16 protein-coding genes are annotated in these 17209 nt (G+C 63.1%); 7 read left to right on the forward strand and 9 right to left on the reverse strand.

Going from position 1 to position 17209, the window contains the following annotated elements; all coding sequences use genetic code 11:
- Positions 1 to 56: 56 nt before the first annotated feature.
- From BXA01_RS19335 to BXA01_RS19345, 3 genes are all read right to left on the reverse strand, one after another.
- A complete protein-coding gene (locus BXA01_RS19335) occupies positions 57 to 1646 on the reverse strand; it encodes a collagen-like triple helix repeat-containing protein (protein WP_076565585.1) in 1590 nt (529 codons plus the stop codon).
- A gap of 303 nt (positions 1647 to 1949) precedes the next feature.
- Positions 1950 to 2804, reverse strand: a complete 855-nt coding sequence (locus BXA01_RS19340; RefSeq protein ID WP_076565586.1) for a MaoC family dehydratase — start codon at positions 2802 to 2804, stop codon at positions 1950 to 1952.
- A 2-nt stretch (positions 2805 to 2806) separates the two neighbouring features.
- On the reverse strand, positions 2807 to 4159 hold the full coding sequence (locus BXA01_RS19345) for a 3-oxoacyl-ACP reductase (protein WP_076565588.1): 1353 nt from the start codon (positions 4157 to 4159) through the stop codon (positions 2807 to 2809).
- Positions 4160 to 4396: 237 nt separating this feature from the next.
- On the opposite strand from BXA01_RS19345, the gene BXA01_RS19350 reads away from it, so the two are divergent.
- The 3 genes from BXA01_RS19350 (at position 4397) to BXA01_RS19360 (ending at position 8336) form a co-directional block, all read left to right on the forward strand.
- Positions 4397 to 5674 (forward strand): acetyl-CoA C-acetyltransferase, encoded by a 1278-nt coding sequence (locus BXA01_RS19350; RefSeq protein ID WP_076565590.1) that lies wholly within the window; start codon positions 4397 to 4399, stop codon positions 5672 to 5674.
- Positions 5675 to 6006: 332 nt separating this feature from the next.
- Positions 6007 to 6903: a PA4780 family RIO1-like protein kinase gene (locus tag BXA01_RS19355; protein ID WP_016771829.1), complete on the forward strand. Its 897-nt coding sequence runs from the start codon at positions 6007 to 6009 to the stop codon at positions 6901 to 6903.
- A 224-nt stretch (positions 6904 to 7127) separates the two neighbouring features.
- The gene (locus BXA01_RS19360; protein WP_076567773.1) at positions 7128 to 8336 is read left to right on the forward strand and encodes an MFS transporter; all 1209 of its coding nucleotides are present in this window, start codon (positions 7128 to 7130) and stop codon (positions 8334 to 8336) included.
- Here BXA01_RS19360 and cueR read toward each other — a convergent pair.
- The 3 genes from cueR to BXA01_RS19380 form a co-directional block, all read right to left on the reverse strand.
- Entirely contained in the window at positions 8290 to 8703 is a 414-nt protein-coding gene (gene cueR, locus BXA01_RS19365; protein ID WP_016771827.1) for a Cu(I)-responsive transcriptional regulator, read from the reverse strand. The two genes, BXA01_RS19360 and cueR, sit on opposite strands and share 47 nt — an antisense overlap.
- Positions 8700 to 11093 (reverse strand): copper resistance metal-translocating P1-type ATPase CueA, encoded by a 2394-nt coding sequence (gene cueA, locus BXA01_RS19370; RefSeq protein WP_076565591.1) that lies wholly within the window; start codon positions 11091 to 11093, stop codon positions 8700 to 8702. The genes cueR and cueA overlap by 4 nt, the downstream gene beginning before the upstream one ends.
- Before the next feature lie 216 nt (positions 11094 to 11309).
- Positions 11310 to 11693 carry a hypothetical protein gene (locus tag BXA01_RS19380; protein ID WP_076565594.1) on the reverse strand — a complete coding sequence of 128 codons (384 nt, stop codon included), beginning with the start codon at positions 11691 to 11693 and terminating at the stop codon, positions 11310 to 11312.
- A 148-nt stretch (positions 11694 to 11841) separates the two neighbouring features.
- Here BXA01_RS19380 and BXA01_RS19385 point away from each other — a divergent pair, with 148 nt between their 5' ends.
- Both BXA01_RS19385 and BXA01_RS19390 read left to right on the forward strand, forming a co-directional pair.
- Positions 11842 to 12039: a cation transporter gene (locus BXA01_RS19385; RefSeq protein WP_041479643.1), complete on the forward strand. Its 198-nt coding sequence runs from the start codon at positions 11842 to 11844 to the stop codon at positions 12037 to 12039.
- An 87-nt stretch (positions 12040 to 12126) separates the two neighbouring features.
- The gene (locus BXA01_RS19390) at positions 12127 to 13323 is read left to right on the forward strand and encodes a multidrug effflux MFS transporter (RefSeq protein ID WP_024011460.1); all 1197 of its coding nucleotides are present in this window, start codon (positions 12127 to 12129) and stop codon (positions 13321 to 13323) included.
- Between the two features lie 17 nt (positions 13324 to 13340).
- Here BXA01_RS19390 and BXA01_RS27130 read toward each other — a convergent pair whose 3' ends face one another.
- From BXA01_RS27130 to BXA01_RS19400, 3 genes are all read right to left on the reverse strand, one after another.
- The gene (locus BXA01_RS27130; RefSeq protein WP_016771823.1) at positions 13341 to 13514 is read right to left on the reverse strand and encodes a hypothetical protein; all 174 of its coding nucleotides are present in this window, start codon (positions 13512 to 13514) and stop codon (positions 13341 to 13343) included.
- A gap of 152 nt (positions 13515 to 13666) precedes the next feature.
- Positions 13667 to 14680, reverse strand: a complete 1014-nt coding sequence (locus BXA01_RS19395; protein WP_076565596.1) for a zinc-binding alcohol dehydrogenase family protein — start codon at positions 14678 to 14680, stop codon at positions 13667 to 13669.
- Between the two features lie 32 nt (positions 14681 to 14712).
- Positions 14713 to 15006 carry a putative quinol monooxygenase gene (locus BXA01_RS19400; RefSeq protein ID WP_076565597.1) on the reverse strand — a complete coding sequence of 98 codons (294 nt, stop codon included), beginning with the start codon at positions 15004 to 15006 and terminating at the stop codon, positions 14713 to 14715.
- Between the two features lie 119 nt (positions 15007 to 15125).
- Here BXA01_RS19400 and BXA01_RS19405 point away from each other — a divergent pair, with 119 nt between their 5' ends.
- Together BXA01_RS19405 and BXA01_RS19410 are read left to right on the forward strand one after the other, a co-directional pair.
- Positions 15126 to 16055 (forward strand): LysR family transcriptional regulator, encoded by a 930-nt coding sequence (locus tag BXA01_RS19405; protein WP_076565599.1) that lies wholly within the window; start codon positions 15126 to 15128, stop codon positions 16053 to 16055.
- A gap of 317 nt (positions 16056 to 16372) precedes the next feature.
- On the forward strand, positions 16373 to 17107 hold the full coding sequence (locus tag BXA01_RS19410) for an ArsR/SmtB family transcription factor (protein WP_016771819.1): 735 nt from the start codon (positions 16373 to 16375) through the stop codon (positions 17105 to 17107).
- Positions 17108 to 17209: the final 102 nt, after the last annotated feature.

The following is a 17209-nucleotide window of genomic DNA, read 5'->3' on the forward strand; positions in this document are numbered from 1 at the left end:
GCCCTCAACCAAGCGTAGGCGCTGTAGGTAAGGCCGTCGAATCGGCCAGGTGCAATTTAGCGTTTGTTGCCGCCCAGCGCGCCGGTCAGGCCACCGAGTACCCCGCCCAGGCCACCGGTTGCCGTGCCGCCGCCAGTGGCAGTGCCGCTGTTGACCAGACCACCGACCGCTGCCACGGTGCCGCCGACGTTGGTAACCAGACCGCCGACAGCAGTGGTGACCGGATTGTTGGTGGCGGCAATTGCTCCGCCGAGATTGCCGACGGCGGCGCCCACCTGATTTGTAATACCAGCGACCGGAGTGCCGAGACCGGTAGCGGCGCCGACTTGTTGAGTGACAGTGGTCACCGCGCTGGTGACCGGATTGAGGCCCGCACCGACTGCGGCGCCGACACTGGCCAGCGGCGACGTGGTTGCAGTGATCGGTGTGCCCGAGCCGCCGAGTACGGTGTTGATCGACGCAATCGTGGTGCCCAGCCCGCCAGCGGTGACGCCGCCGGCGCTGACTACACCGCTGGTGCTGCCGGCATTCAGACCGCTGCCGACGTTGACCACGGCGCCACCCACGGTTTGCAGCAGACCGGTGCCGCCCAGCCCGCCACCGATGCCGCCGATGCCGCCAGTACCCGAGCCAGTGCCATTGGACACCAGGCCACCCGCTTTGCCGACCGCCGTGCCGGTGTTGCTCAGGGCGCCGCCGAGGGTGTTGGTCAGGGCATTGCCGCTGCCTGCGTCGGTGACTTTGCCGCCAAGGCTGTTCACCGTGCCGCCCACTTTCGAGATCACCCCTTTGAGCGGATCACCCAGACCGGTGGCATCGCCCAGTTTGTCGGTGGTGCTTTCGACCATGGCGATCACCGGCACCAGGCCGCTGCCGACCTTGTTGGTCAACTGGCTGGTCGGGCCGCTGGTCAGTGAGGTGTTGAGGGTGTCGCCAAGCATGGTGACTTTTTCACCGATGCCATCGACCAGCGGCGCCACGCGGGTGACTACACCGCCAACGACGGGAACGCTACGGGTCGCGGTGTTGAGTTTGACGCTGAGGTCCGACACGCCGTCGCCAACATCGGAAACCACGCCGCCAACCGAGGCCACGGTGGTGGTCAGGCCGTTGGGGTCAGTGGCCAGTTTGCCGATGCCATCAGTGACGCCATCGCCCAAGGTGCTGACCACGTTGCCGGTGGTGTTGGCCACGCTTTGCACGATGCCGCCAGCGACCGGAACAGTGCTCAGCGAATCGCCGATCTGGCCGACGCCATCGCCGACACCGCTGACGGTTTTGCCGACATCCTGAACAAGTGTTGTGGTCACCAGCGAAGGTGCAGCGGGATTGGTCGGGTTGGTGGGATCGGTCGGGTCTGTCGGATTGGTTGGATTGGTCGGATCGGTGCCGCCGCCGGTACCGCCAGTGCCACCGGTTCCGCCGCCAGTGCCGCCAGTGCCGCCAGTGCCGCCGGTGCCGGCAGTCTCACCGCCGGTTCCGCCACCCGCGCCACCGCTGCCATCGGTACCCGCCGTGCCGTCCGCCGTCGAACTGCCCGAACTGCTGCGATGACCGCCACCGCCGCTGCTGCAGCCGACGAGGCCGACCGAAAGAATCAGTGCCAGCGCGATTGCCGATTTGGACCACATCACTTGAGTTTTCATGATTGAGATTCCTGCACCTGTCACAACGTTACGTTGCCTTCGATGGCTCGCCGATCTGTCGTCGGCGATGCCTCGTCCGTGGCTGTAATCTCAGTCGACGGCAGGTTTTTCACCATTCTCAAGTTGGTATTAACCCCTTTATATAGAGGGCTCGGCGCTATGCCGAAGGACTAATACCCAGGTAATAAACGGGCAAAAAAAAGCCTTGATATTCAAGGCTCGGTTTTTTGCAAAGCGGCGGGCAGGGCGCGGAAAAACTTAAGTGATATATACACAATTAACGGGTTTTTCCGCCCCGCCAGATCAGGCGAGCGGTTGCCACTGACCGACCATATGTTCCAGGTCGCCGGCACCGATCAGACGCAACTCACCGCTGGAGCCCGCGGCACTGGCCAGCAATATCACTTCACTGGGCAGGCGCACCGGTTTGCGAAAGTGCACGGCGATTTCCAGGTTGGCTTTGGGCAGGTGATCGGAGAGTGCCGCCAGTATGCGTGCCTTGTTCCACAGTCCATGGGCGATCGCGGTGGGAAACCCGAACAGTTTGGCGCTCGCCGCACTGAGGTGAATCGGGTTGTAGTCGCCGGAGACTTTCGCATACTGGCGACCGATATCAGCAGGTGCAGTCCAGCGCGTCACCTCAAGCAAATCCTGCGACGGCTGCCAGTCCTGTGCCAGCGCTTCGCCCTCGAGTTTCACCCCGCGACAGAGCATCTGGCTTTCGGCTTCCCACAGCGGCCCAAGCTGATCGTCCAGGGTGGTGAGCAGATCGAATGTCGCGCCTTTGGCGTGCGGTTGCAGATTGTGCACACGCACGCTGACTTGCCCGCGACTGATCGCGCCCATCGGCCGCAACACGCGGATGCGGTTGCTCAGGTGAATCAGCCCGAGCAGCGGGAACGGAAAATCCTTGGCCGTGAGCAATTGCATCTGCAAGGCGAAGGCGAGGATGTGTGGATAGGTCGGCGGCAGCAGGCCGTCATCGATGAAACCGCAGACCTTGCGATAGGCCGCCAGCCGTTTGTTGTCGATATCGACCCAGCAGCGCAGGCCGCTGTCGGGCAGTTGCGTACCGGTGATTTTGCGTCGCGTCGCTGCGCGCGAATAAAGCCCCGGCAGACTCGGTTCGCGATTCAGCGTGTGCCATTCGATGCTCATCTTTATGCCCCCAGAACACTTTGCCCACAAACCCGCAGCGCTTGGCCGGTGAACGCGCCCGTGCCCGGTTGCGCCAGCCACGCCACGGCTTCGGCGACGTCCTGCGGCAAGCCACCCTGGCCCAGCGAACTCATGCGCCGCCCAGCCTCGCGCAGGCCGAACGGGATGTGCGCGGTCATCTGGGTTTCGATAAAACCGGGGGCCACGGCGTTGATGCTGATGCCGCGTTCCAGCAGCGTCGGCGCCCAGGCCTGGGCCAGACCGATCAGGCCAGCCTTGCTCGCCGCGTAATTGGTCTGGCCGCGATTGCCGGCGATGCCGCTGATCGAGGCGAGCAGGACCACCCGTGCGTTGTCGCGCAGGGTGCCGCTGTCGAGCAGCGCCTTGGTCAGCACTTGCGGCGCGTTGAGATTGACGGCCAGTACCGCGTCCCAGAATTCCGGGGTCATGTTGGCCAGGGTTTTGTCACGGGTGATGCCGGCGTTGTGCACGAGGATGTCGAGGCCGTCGGGCAGTTGTTCGATCAATTGCGCGGCGGCGTCATCGGCGCAGATATCGAGGGTGATCGCCCGGCCGCCGAGGCGCGCGGCGAGGGCCTCGAGGTCGGTCTTGGCCGGTGGTACATCGAGCAGAATCACCTCGGCGCCATCCCGGGCGAGGGTTTCGGCAATCGACGCGCCGATGCCGCGCGCAGCACCGGTGACCAGCGCCTTGCGCCCGGCCAGGGGTCGGGTCCAGTCAGTCACTGGCGTGGCGCACGCGGTCAGGCGAATCACCTGGCCGGAAACGAATGCACTTTTCGGCGAGAGGAAGAATCGCAGCGGGCCTTCCAGTTGATCTTCGGCACCTTCGCCGACGTAAATCAGCTGCAAGGTGCCACCGCCGCGCAGCTCTTTGGCCAGCGAGCGCGAGAAGCCTTCGAGTGCTCGCTGCGCACTGGAGGCGAACGGATCACCCAGGCTTTCCGGCGCGCGGCCGAGAATCACCAGATGCGCGCTATGGTCGAGATTTTTCATCAATGGCTGGAAGAATTCGCGCAGTTGCTTGAGCTGGTCGGTGTGTTGCAGAGCGCTGGCGTCGAACACCACCGCTTTGAGTTTCGGCCCGTGGCCGGGGATCCATGCAGTGGCCAGCGAGGGCTCGGTGCCGTAGCTGTAGATTGCATCGGTCAAGCGGTTGGCAAACACGCCGATCCGTTCGGCCAGCGGCCCGCCACCGATCAACAGGGCGCCCTCGATCGGCCGCAGACGCCCCGCCTGCCAGCGTTCCAGCCGCACCGGCGACGGCAGGCCCAAGGCCCCGACCAGACGATGGCCGAAGGATGAGTTGGCGAAGTCGATATAGCGGTCAGACATGGAACGCTCTCCAGAAGTTGGGGTTCAAAGTGTGGACTGTCCACGGCAATCAATCGTTCGATCGGCGCAATAAGGCCTACGCTGGTTTAGCAGAGTAGACCACTGACCCTGTGGGAGCGGGCTTGCCCGCGATGGCGGAGTGTCAGCCGCTGAAGGGTTGGAAATGCCGCCCCCATCGCTGGCAAGCCAGCTCCCACAGGTTTCCATGTGAATCCGCAAATTCCACAGGAGTTATCCATGACCCAGCTGCGCCGCGTCGCGATCATCGGCGGTAACCGCATCCCTTTCGCCCGCTCCAACGGGCCGTACGCCACGGCCAGCAATCAGGCGATGCTCACCGCCGCGCTGGAAGGCCTGATCGAGCGCTACAACCTGCACGGCCAGCGCATCGGCGAGGTGGTGGCAGGCGCGGTGCTTAAATTGTCACGGGATATGAACCTGACTCGCGAATGTGTGCTCGGCTCGCGCTTGTCTCCGACGACACCGGCCTATGACATCCAGCAAGCCTGCGGCACTGGTCTGGAAGCGGCGTTGCTGGTGGCGAACAAGATTGCCCTCGGCCAGATCGACTGCGGCATTGCCGGCGGAGTCGACACCACTTCCGATGCGCCGATCAGCGTCAGCGAAGGCCTGCGCAGGATTCTTCTGCAGGCCAACCGCGCCAAGAGCACCGGCGACAAACTGAAAACCCTTTTGCAGTTGCGGCCCCAGCATCTGATTCCCGAATTCCCGCGCAACGGCGAGCCACGTACTGGCCTGTCCATGGGCGAGCACTGTGAGCTGATGGCGCAGACCTGGAATATTCCCCGCGAAGAACAGGATCAACTGGCCCTCGAAAGCCACCACAAACTCGCCGCTTCCTACAGCGAAGGCTGGCACAACGATCTGATGACGCCGTTCCTCGGCCTGACCCGCGACAACAATCTGCGCCCGGACCTGACCCTGGAAAAACTCGCCACGCTGAAACCGGCGTTCGAGAAAAGCGCCAAGGGCACGCTGACGGCCGGCAATTCCACGCCGCTCACCGATGGCGCTTCGGTGGTGTTGCTGGGAAGTGAGGAATGGGCCAAAGAGCGCGGCTTGCCGATCCTTGCTTATCTGCGCGACGGCGAAGCGGCGGCAGTGGATTTCGTCAACGGTGCCGAGGGCCTGCTGATGGCGCCGGTGTATGCCGTGCCACGCTTGCTGGCGCGCAATGGGCTGACGTTGCAGGATTTTGATTACTACGAAATTCACGAAGCCTTCGCCGCGCAAGTGCTGTGCACTCTCAAGGCCTGGGAAGATCCCGAATACTGCAAAACTCGCCTGGGGCTCGACGCACCGCTGGGTTCGATTGATCGCAGTCGGCTCAATGTGAAGGGCAGTTCGCTGGCGGCGGGGCATCCGTTCGCCGCGACGGGCGGGCGCATTGTCGCGAACCTGGCCAAACTGCTGGATGCGGCGGGCAAGGGCCGAGGGTTGATTTCGATTTGTGCAGCGGGCGGGCAGGGTGTCACCGCGATCATTGAACGCTAAGCAGTATTCCGATGTGGGAGCGAGCCTGCTCGCGAAGGCGCCGTGTCAGTCGCCATCATTCTCTGCGGACAGAGCGCTTTCGCGAGCAGGCTCGCTCCCACAGGGGCTCCGGTGCATGTGCATGTCAGATTCTGTCGCAAATGCCCTTGCCGACCGATACCAATCAATGCCACGGTCTCGGCTATGATTCGCCCGGGTCGCTGCGATTGATCCGGCACAGTGTGTGCATCCTCAAGGTTCACAGGTCGGCAACCCCTCCCCGTCGGGCGAGGATTGCCGTATAACGAGTGACATTCGCGTGTTTGGTAATAAAGGACCCACAATAAAAGCTGATGAAGACTCCAAAACGCATTGAACCCCTGATCGAGGACGGTCTGGTCGACGAAGTGCTGCGCCCACTGATGAGTGGCAAAGAGGCAGCTGTTTATGTAGTGCGCTGCGGCAATCAGTTACGTTGCGCCAAGGTCTACAAGGAGGCGAATAAACGCAGTTTCCGCCAGGCGGCCGAGTATCAGGAAGGCCGCAAGGTTCGTAACAGCCGTCAGGCGCGGGCCATGGCGAAGGGGTCCAAGTTCGGTCGCAAAGAGACCGAAGACGCCTGGCAGAACGCCGAAGTGGCGGCGCTGTTCCGTCTCGCCGGCGCCGGTGTGCGAGTGCCGAAGCCGTATGACTTCCTCGACGGCGTGCTGTTGATGGAGCTGGTGGCCGACGAATTCGGCGACGCCGCGCCGCGTCTGAACGACGTGGTACTGGAGCCGGATCAGGCGCGCGAGTATCACGCGTTCCTGATTTCGCAGATCGTGCTGATGTTGTGTACCGGTCTGGTGCACGGTGACCTCTCCGAGTTCAACGTGCTGCTGACCCCGACCGGCCCGGTCATCATCGACCTGCCCCAGGCAGTCGACGCTGCGGGCAACAACCACGCGTTCAGCATGCTCGAGCGTGACGTTGGCAACATGGCTTCGTACTTCGGTCGTTTCGCGCCGGAATTGAAGAAGACCAAGTACGCCAAGGAAATGTGGGCGTTGTACGAAGCCGGCACCTTGCACCCGAACAGTGTGCTGACCGGTGAGTTCGACGATCCGGAGGACCTGGCCGATGTCGGCGGGGTGTTGCGCGAAATCGAAGCGGCGCGCCTCGACGAGGAACGCAAGCAGGCCATTCGCGCGGCGGACGACGCGCCGAAAGGCAAACCCGAAGAACCGCCTCCACCGCCGTGGATGCAGTGATCGCGTGATGAAAAACCCGGCTTCGGCCGGGTTTTTTGTGCCTGCGCATTCCAGAACCAGCGAAACACCTGTGGGAGCGAGCCTGCTCGCGAAGGCGGTATGTCAGTCACCGATAACGGTGGTTCAAATGCCTTTCGCGAGCAGGCCCGCTCCCACAAGAGATATTGGTGTTGCTGAAAGTTGTATGGGAATCTGGCCTGCCTTCGCACACTCAAGGACTGAATGTGACCACCCCGCGCAACACCCACCTGATCGTAACCGCCCGGCTGATCTCCGATTTCGGCGCCTTCCTCAACATGGTCGCGCTCGCCACCTACGTTTACCTGCTGAGCAACAGCGCCATGAGCGTCGGCATTTTCCTTGCCAGCCGTGTCGGTGGCGGAATCTTCGCCAGTCTGATCGGCACACGCTTCTACCGGCGCTGGCAGGGCCGCGCGCCGCTGATTGCTTTCGATCTGTTGCGTGCGGCACTGCTGGGGCTGCTGTTGATCACACCGGCGAGTCAGCAGGCGTGGCTGTTGCCGTTCATTGCCTTCGGCCTCGGTCTGGGCAATTCGATGTTCGCCATCGGCCTCAACAGCCAATTGCCGCGTTTGATCGCGCCGGCGCAATTGCTCAAGGCCAACGCCTGGATCACTTCAGCTTCTTCTGCGGCGATGGTCGGCGGCAGTCTGGTGTCGGGGTTGCTGGTGGCTGCTTTTGGTTTCGAAACGGTCTTCGCCCTCAACGCGCTGACCTATGTGCTCGCGGCGCTGCTGATCATGCCGCTGCGTTTCGAAAAAACCGATGTCAGCGAACAACCGGAACGCGGTGAATGGTTTGCGCTGCGGCAGGGCCTGCGTTCAGCGCCTGTGGTCGCGGCCATGCTCGCGGTGACCATGGCCGACACCTTGGGCAGCGCTGCGCACAACGTCGGCTTCCCGATCATTTCGAAACTGCTCACGCCCGAGGCGGCGAGTACGACCTTGGGCCTGGCGCTTGCGGTATGGGCCAGCGGCAAGCTGCTCGGCGCACGCATCGCCAGTCACCTCAAAGGCTCGGAGAACAGCCACCTCGAAAGAAGATTTTTCTGCGGTGTGGCGCTGATGTCCTGCGGTTTTATTCTGATGTTCCAGCAGCACAGCCTCTACGGTCTGCTGCTGTTCGCCTTGCCGGCGGGGCTTGGCGACGGGGTTTCCGAAGTCAGCCTGATGTCACGGCTGCAACGGGAACCTGCGGCGTTGCGCCTGCCGATTTTCAGCGTGCTGACCTTGCTGCAGATGAGCGGTTTCGGCATCGGCATGCTGGTCGCTGCGCCGTTCTATGCGTGGTGGACGCCGGGGGCCGTGGTCATGCTGTTCCACGGCATTCCCCTCGGCACCCTGTGCGTGGTGACGCTGTTGCGGATCAGGCGCGAGCGGGTTGCGCGCAGCAGCCCGACGCCAGCTCCTTGAGGATCGGGCAGTCCGGGCGATGGTCGCCGCTGCAATGCTCGACCAGATCCTGCAGGGTGTCCCGCAACTCGCCGAGCTCGCGGATCTTCTGGTTCAGCTCGTCGATGTGCTGGCGCGCCAGGGCCTTCACGTCGGCGCTGGCGCGCTGGCGATCCTGCCAGAGGGTCAGCAGCTTGCCGACCTCTTCCAGGGAAAAGCCCAGATCCCGCGAGCGCTTGATGAACGCCAGCGTGTGCAGGTCATCGCTGCCGTATACGCGGTAACCGCTGTCGGTGCGATTGGCCGCTTTTAGCAAACCGATCGACTCGTAATAACGAATCATTTTTGCACTCAGGCCACTTTGTCGGGCCGCTTGGCCGATGTTCATCGGTGTTCCTCCAGGTCCTTGGGTTTCCAGGTTTTCAACAGTAGCGCATTGCTCACCACGCTGACGCTCGACAGCGCCATCGCCGCGCCGGCCAGCACCGGATTGAGGAAACCGAATACCGCCAGCGGAATGCCGATCAGGTTGTAGACAAAGGCCCAGAACAGGTTCTGGCGAATCTTTGCGTAGGTCTTGCGACTGATCTCCAGCGCCGCCGGCACCAGTCGCGGATCGCCGCGCATCAGGGTGATACCGGCCGCGTGCATGGCGACGTCGGTGCCGCCGCCCATGGCGATGCCGATGTCGGCAGCGGCGAGGGCCGGGGCGTCGTTGATGCCATCGCCGACCATGGCGACTACGCTGGTTTTCTTCAGCTCGGCGACGGTCGCGGCCTTGTCGGCAGGCAGCACTTCGGCGTGGACATTTTGGATGCCCAGAGCCTCGGCCACCACCCGTGCGCTGCCACTATTGTCGCCGGTCAGCAGGTGGCTCTGGATATCCCGTGCGGCGAGTTGTTGCACCGCTTGCAGAGCGCCGGGTTTCAGCGTGTCACCGAAGGCGAACAGACCCAGCACCTTCGGCTGAGGACTTTGTTCGATCAGCCACGACAATGTGCGGCCTTCGCGTTCCCAGGCTTCGGCGGATGCGCTCAATTCACCGGTACTCAAAGCGCTTTCGTCGAGCATCCGCCGATTGCCCAGTGCCAGGCGCCGGCCATCCAGCGTGCCGGCGATGCCGCGTCCGGTCAGCGCCTGGCTGTCGCTGACATCGGGCACGTTCAAGCCGCGTTCGGCGGCGGCATCCAGCACCGCTTTGGCCAACGGATGCTCGCTGCCGCGCTGCAATGCACCGGCCAAGGTCAGCAGATTATTCTCGTCACCATCGACCGCGCTGAAGTGCGCGATACGCGGCGTGCCCGAGGTCAGCGTGCCGGTCTTGTCGAACACCACGCTGCTGACTTCATGGGCGCGCTCCAGCGCTTCGGCGTCCTTGATCAGAATGCCGTGGCGTGCGGCGACGCCGGTGCCGGCCATGATCGCCGTCGGGGTGGCGAGGCCGAGGGCGCACGGGCAGGCAATCACCAGCACGGCGACGGCATTGATCACCGCAGTTTCCAGCGGCGCGCCGTACAGCCACCAGCCGATCAGCGTGGCCAGGGCGATCAGCAACACGGTCGGCACGAAAATCTGGCTGACCTTGTCCACCAATTTCTGGATCGGCGCTTTCGCCGCTTGCGCGTCCTCGACCAGACGAATGATCCGCGCCAGCACGGTTTCCGCGCCGAGCGCCTGAGTGCGCACCAGCAAACGACCTTCGCCGTTGATCGCGCCGCCGGTGACTTTGTCGCCCGGTTGTTTCGGCACTGGCAGGCTTTCGCCACTGATCAGCGCTTCGTCGGCGTGGCTCTGGCCTTCGACGACTTCGCCATCCACCGGGAAGCGTTCGCCGGGTTTGACCAGCACCAGATCGTCGAGGCGCAGGGCGCTGATCGCGACGTCCTGCTCACGCCCGTCGATGACTTGAATCGCACGCTCCGGCCGCAACGCTTCGAGAGCGCGAATGGCGCTGGCGGTCTGGCGTTTGGCGCGGCTTTCGAGATATTTGCCGAGCAACACCAAGGCGATGACCACCGCCGAGGCCTCGAAATACAGATGCGGCATGCGTCCGGCGGCGCTGGCCCATTCATAGACACTCAGGCCATAACCGGCGCTGGTGCCGAGGGCGACGAGCAGGTCCATGTTACCGGCGCCGGCGCGCACGGCTTTCCACGCCGCGACATAAAAGCGTGCGCCGAAGATGAATTGCACGGGGGTGGCGAGGGCGAATTGCGCCCAGGCCGGGAGCATCCAGTGAATGCCGAACGGCTGCAGTAACATAGGCAGCACCAGCGGCAGAGCGAGGGCGATCGCACAGATCAATGCCCAGCGCTCGCGGTGCAGGCGTTTTTGCTGGTCATCGGACTGTGGCCGTTCAGCTTGCCAGACACTGGCCGAGTAACCGGCCTTGCTCACTGCGTCGAGCAGGGTTTGCGTATCGACCTGGCCGAGCAATTCGATGTGCGCACGTTCGTTGGCCAGATTGACACTGACGCTGCTCACGCCTGGGACTTTGCTCAGGGCGCGTTCGACGCGACCGACGCAGGACGCGCAGGTCATGCCGTCGATGCTCAATTCGACGGTTTGCCGGGGCACGCTGTAACCGGCGCGCTCCACGGCTTGCATCAGCGCCGGCAGGCGGTCGCCGGGTGCCTGCACCCGGGCCTGTTCGGTGGCCAGGTTGACACTGACGGCACTGGCGCCGCTGACCTTGCGCAGCGCCCGCTCGACACGCCCGGCGCAACTGGCGCAGGTCATGCCGGCAATCGGCAGATCGAAAGTGGTGGATTCGGACATCGGTCGCGCTCCCTGTAGTGGATGACTACAGGATCAACCTTGCCATGCGGGCAAGGTCAAGCACCATTCTTGTGGGAGCGAGCGTGTTGATCGTTCCCACGCTCCGCGTGGGAATGCCTCCTGTGACGCTCCGCGTCACGCTTCGGGACGCAGAGCGTCCATGGCTGCATTCCCACGCAGAGCGTGGGAACGATCGGCAACGGGTCGGCGCTTGGCTCAGTAACCGAGGCCAGCCGGCTTGAGGTACACGCCTTCGCCATTCATCGCCAGGCGGAACTTCAGCACATCACCGGCATGCAGCACGACTTCCTGCGAGCCCGGTGCGAGCATGCCGGGATTGCAACCCGGCGCCTGGCCCGGCAGCAGTTTCAAGCGCAGCGATACCTTGCCCGGCGGCAAGTTGAACGACGTGCTCTGCTCCTGGAACAGGCGCGCCGAGAGCTGGTCCTGGATGTACACGCCGATCTCGCACGAGGTCGCCACTTCGAGGCGCTCGCGGGAAATGATCAGTACCGCGTAATCCTCGCCGGCGGCTTGCACCTGCGGGACGGCGGCGAAAAGGCTGAGCAAGCCAAACAGGCCCAAAGCTGACCAGCGCATGGCTGAATCTCCTGAATTCCAGTCATTGATGCATGCAGCTTGGCCGAGCGCGACGCCGAATGCCAGCCCGGCAGTTTTTCGCAGAACTTGACCTTGCCATCGTGGCAAGCTCGAGACTGCCGGCAACCTCACTCAAAGGAGTTTTCCCATGCAAGTGTTCAACGTTCAAGGCATGTCCTGCGGTCATTGTGTCAAAGCCATCACCACTGCGGTGCAGGCGCTGGATCCGGCGGCCAGCGTGCGCGTCGATCTGGCGGCCAAGGAAGTCGGCGTCGAGAGCGCGCTGAGTGCCGATCAGGTCATCGCAGCGATCCGCGAAGAGGGTTATGAGGTGAAGCTCGTCTGAAATTGATCGTTAGCGAGCTATCGGAATGTTCAAGGCGTCCGGGCGCGGCTAGACTGTCGGGCTGCGACTTGCCCACCTGGATGCCTGATGAATTTCCGCACGATTTTGATACTCGGCGCCTTGAGCGCTTTCGGTCCTTTGGCGATCGACTTCTATTTACCTGCGTTCCCGGCGATGGCGCTGGCGTTCGGCACCGATGAGCAGCACGTTCAACTGACGCTGGCGGCTTACTTCCTCGGTCTGTCTCTGGGCCAACTGGCTTACGGGCCGATTTCCGATCGTTTCGGCCGGCGGCTTCCGCTGCTCAGCGGTGTCGCCCTGTTTACCCTGGCGTCATTGGCCTGCGCCTACGCGCCGAGCCTGGAATGGCTGATCGGCGCGCGCTTCGTCCAGGCACTCGGTGGTTGTGCGGGCATGGTGATTTCCCGTGCGGTGGTCGCCGACAAGTGCGACGCGGTGGGCTCGGCGAAGGTGTTTTCCCAGTTGATGCTGGTGATGGGCCTGGCGCCGATTCTGGCGCCGATGCTCGGCGGTCTGCTGGTCAACACCACGGGTTGGCAGTCGATCTTTCTGGTCCTCACCGGGTTCAGTGCGGCGGCGGGTCTGGCGGTGGCGTTGGGGCTGCCGGAAAGCATGCCGGCCCACGTGCCGCGCCAGCCGTTGTCCGGTGCGTTGCGCCAGTACGCGCGACTGGTCAAGGATTCGGTCTACCTCGGCCACGCCCTGACCGGCGGCATCGCCATCGCCGGGATGTTCGCCTACATCGCCGGCTCCCCGTTTGTGTTCATCAAGCTCTACGGTGTACCCGCCGAGCACTTCGGCTGGCTGTTCGGCACCAACGCGGCGGGCTTCATTCTCGTGGCGCAGGTCAATGCGCGTCTGCTGGCCAAGCGTGGCCCGGCGTTTTTGCTGGTGCGCGCGGTGTGGGTGTATTTCCTCGCCGGGCTGACATTGCTGGCGGTGAGCGCGATGCGTCCAGAGGCATTGTGGCCGTTGCTGATTCCGCTGTTCATCTGCATTGCCAGCCTCGGCTGCATCATTCCCAACGCCTCGGCTTGCGCAATGAACGGTCAGGGCGCCCGCGCCGGCAGTGCGTCGGCGATGCTCGGTTGCCTGCAATTCAGCATCGCCGCCGGTGCCGCCGCGTTGGTGGGGGTGTTGCACGATGGCAGCGCCGTGCCGATGGCCATGGTCATCAGCCTGTGCGGTTTGCTGGTGGTGAGCGTCGCGCTGCTCACCCGGCGCTTGCAGAATGCCCGGGCGCTGGCGCAAGCCCAGGTCTGAACGCTCGACTTTGGAACTCAGCCGGCAGCGCGCTGCTGGCTGGGTTCGGGAATCCGGTGGGGCGCGCAGAGTCGCGCTTCGAGGGTACGAGTGAAGGCCAGAGCCTCGGCTTCACTGCGAAAGGTCACGACGTGCTGGTCCAGGCGCACCTGCCATTGAGACTTTGCCACTTCTTTTATCAGGATCTTCATTGCTGACCTCCCTTGCGTAAAAGATGTATCGCAGAGGCTTCGATTGTAGACCTCGATACCCGCGTAATTGTGACAAGGGTCAAGCAACCGACTGACGGCAAAAAGCCCCGCAACCGCTCTGGCATCACGAGCGGTTGCGGGGTTTTATTTTTTTAGAAACCTTCTAAAACAATTTTCCCCTTGGCCTTGCCGCTTTCCAGCAGCTCATGGGCACGGCGCAAGTTGGCCGCGTTGATCACACCGAAGTGCTCGCCCAAAGTCGTCTTCAAAGTGCCGGCGTCGATCAGTTCGGCGACGCGGTTGAGCAGCTTGTGCTGTTCGATCATGTCCGGCGTTTCGAACAGCGAGCGGGTGTACATGAACTCCCAGTGCAGCGACAGGCTCTTGCGCTTGAGCAGGCTGATGTCGAGGGACTTCGGATCGTCGATCAGCGCCAATTTGCCTTGCGGCGCGAGGGCTTCGACCAGTTGCGCCAGATGCTGATCGGTCTGGGTCAGGCTGGCGACGTGGGTCACGCTGTCGATGCCTGCGCGTTTCAATTCTTCGCTCAGCGGCTGGCTGTGATCGATGACCAGATCGGCACCGAGTTCGCTGACCCAGTCACGGGTTTGCGCACGGGAGGCAGTGCCGATCACTTTCAGGCCGGTCAACTGCTTGGCCAATTGAGTGAGGATCGAACCCACGCCGCCCGCCGCACCAACGATCAGCAGGCTCTGGCCTTCATCGCTGCTGCCCTCGCTGATTTGCAGGCGCTCGAAGAGCAATTCCCACGCAGTGATCGCGGTCAGCGGCAGCGCGGCGGCTTCGGCAAAACCGAGGGACTTGGGCATGTGGCCGACGATGCGCTCATCAACCACGTGCAACTCGCTGTTGCCACCGGCCCGGGCGATCGAACCGGCGTAGAACACCTTGTCACCGGCCTTGAACAGGGTGACGTCGCTGCCGACCGACTTGACCACACCGGCAACGTCCCAGCCCAGCACTTTCGCCGCGCCGTTTTCCGGCGCCACGTTCTGCCGCACTTTGGTGTCGACCGGGTTGACCGAGATGGCTTTGACTTCCACCAAGAGGTCGCGCGGGCCGGCGACCGGTTCTGGCAGTTCAATGTCTTGCAGGGACTTGGTGTCGCTGATCGGCAGGGACGCGTAATAGGCAATGGCTTTCATAAGTGGCTCCGTACAGTTGATAGAAGGAGGAATCAGGCAATTTTGCCGAGGCGTTTGAGCTGGAAGTGTTCGATGGTGTGGCCGGCGCTGGCCTGAAACTTCTGAAAATGCGCGCTGGCATTGTGCGTCTCAAGAATCTCGTCACTGGCCCACTGTTCGATGACATAAAAAACCTGCGGATCGGCAAGGTCGCGGTGCAGGTCGTACTGGCCACAACCGGGCTCGGCGCGGCTCGGTTCGACGAGGGCACGCAGCGCCTGCTCGAGAACGTTCTGCTGGCCGGATTTAGCGGTCAGGGTGGCGATAGCGGTAAAGGGCTGGGACATGCGCGGACTCCAGAATCGGGGTGAATTCGATGGAGGCCATGATTGGCTATTTCTCTGCGCGATAAAACCGGCTAAAAGAGCAGTCTCTTTCAATATTTTTTTGATAATCGAGGCTGCGCATGCTGCGTTTTGATGACTTGCAGTTGTTTGTCCGCGCGGCGGATCTGGGCAGCCTGTCGGCGGCGGCACGGGTGATGGACATGTCTGCGGCGGTGGCCAGCGCAGCGTTGAAGCGCATCGAGCAGCAACTCGGCGCACGACTGCTGGCGCGGTCGACCCGCAGCCTGCGCCTGACCGCTGAGGGCGAAGGCTTCCTTGAGTATGCCCGCGCCGCCCTGAGCAATCTGGATGAAGGGCGTCGCCTGCTCGCCAGCGGTCAGGATCAGGTCAGCGGAATTCTGCAGCTGTCAGCGCCCTCGGACTTCGGCCGCAATCTGCTGCTGCCGTGGCTCGACGCGTTCCAGCGTGAACACCCGAAACTGACGGTGCGCCTGCTGCTTGGCGACCGCATTGCCGACCTGTTCCGGCAGCCGGTGGACATCGCCCTGCGCTACGGCGAGCCGGAAGATTCCAGCCTGATCGCCTTGCCCATCGCGCCACACAATCGCCGCGTGTTGTGCGCATCTCCCGATTACCTGGCCCGGCATGGCGAACCGCGCCAGCTTGAGCAACTGGCCCAGCACAATTGCCTGCTCTACATGCTCGGCAGCCGCGTTCATGACCACTGGAGTTTTCACGATGGCAAGCGCGAAGTCAGCCTGACCGTGAGTGGTGACCGCTTCAGTGATGACGCCGACGTCGTGCGGCTATGGGCGCTGGCCGGTGCCGGTATCGCCTACAAATCCTGGCTCGACGTCGGCGCCGATGTGCTCGCCGGACGCCTCAAAGTGCTGATGCCGGAACTGCTGTGTGAGCGCGCACCGCTGAATCTGTTGTGCGCCCATCGCGCACAATTGAGTAAGCCGGTGAACCTGCTGAGGGAGATGCTCGCCAGCCGATGCGCCGAATTGAGTAGCCAATTTCCCGGTTTCCTCAAAGTTGATCATTAGTCGCAGGCAATTAGAGAAATTTCTGTCAGGAACAATCGCCACCTGCCCAGGCCCAGGCGCAGGACGTCTGGCTTAACCCGCTTATACTAGCGCCCGCCTCATGCCTGCACTGACACCCGGCGCGCAGACCCCGTAACGCGTTGCCGGCTTTTGGTGACGGTTGCTACTTCTGCTGCCAGGTTGTGTGCCGGAGCAGCTGGTGTCGATGGCATCCCTTGCCACCGATCCCGGGCGATTTTCGCGTGTTGGCCGATGCCCCATAACCGGCCAGGATGTCTCCGAGCGGTAGACGATACGATTCAACAGGGAGTGAACATATGGAACATGCACCGTGCATCAGCCAGATCGCGACATTGCTGGCCGACCCCAAGCGCAGCGCGATGATGTGGGCGTTGATGGATGGCTCGGCGCGGCAAGCCGAAGAGCTGGCGCTGCTGGCCGGGCTCTCGCCGTCGTCGGCCAGTGCGCATCTGGGACGCCTGTCCGCAGGGGGGCTGTTGAACATCGAAATGCGTGGGCGCAAACGCTTCTTTCGCCTGGCGGCACCGGAAATCGGCGCGGCGATCGAAGCACTGGCCAGCGCCACCATTGCCAGCGCGCCACGGCAAATCCCTGATGCGCTGAAACGCACGGCTCCCATGGTCAGGCCGCAGGCGGCGCCGTCTTCGCTGTTGCGCGCGCGGTTCTGCGACGATCATCTGGGCGGTACTTTGGCGGCCGATCTGTATCAGCGCCTGCTCGATGCCGGCTGGATCGAGCAGCTTGAGCAGCGGGTGGTGGTGACGCACAAGGGCTCCACCCGACTGGCGCAGCGCGGAGTGTTCATCCAGGCCCTGGCCCACCGCAACGTGCAGGTCGCCTGCGCGTGCCCGGACTGGAGCGAGCGCCGTCCGCACATGGGCGGCTCACTGGGCGCGGCGCTGTTGCAGTTGTTCATGCAGTCCGGCTGGCTGACCTTGCCCAACGATTCCCGCGCCTTGCAGTTGACCGCGACGGGCCAGCGCGAAATCCATCGCTTTGCCAAGGAAACCGAGCTGGAAACAGCGTTCTAGAGCGTTGCTCGGCGATGAGCTGAAGGCTGACGTCGTCCATGGCTGTGAACAGGTCGCATCCAGTACGACCTCTGTATGACCATCGCGCACACTCGATCCGGG

The sequence above is a fragment of the Pseudomonas sp. B10 genome (genome assembly GCF_900156235.1).
GTDB classification, from domain to species: Bacteria; Pseudomonadota; Gammaproteobacteria; order Pseudomonadales; family Pseudomonadaceae; genus Aquipseudomonas; species Aquipseudomonas siliginis.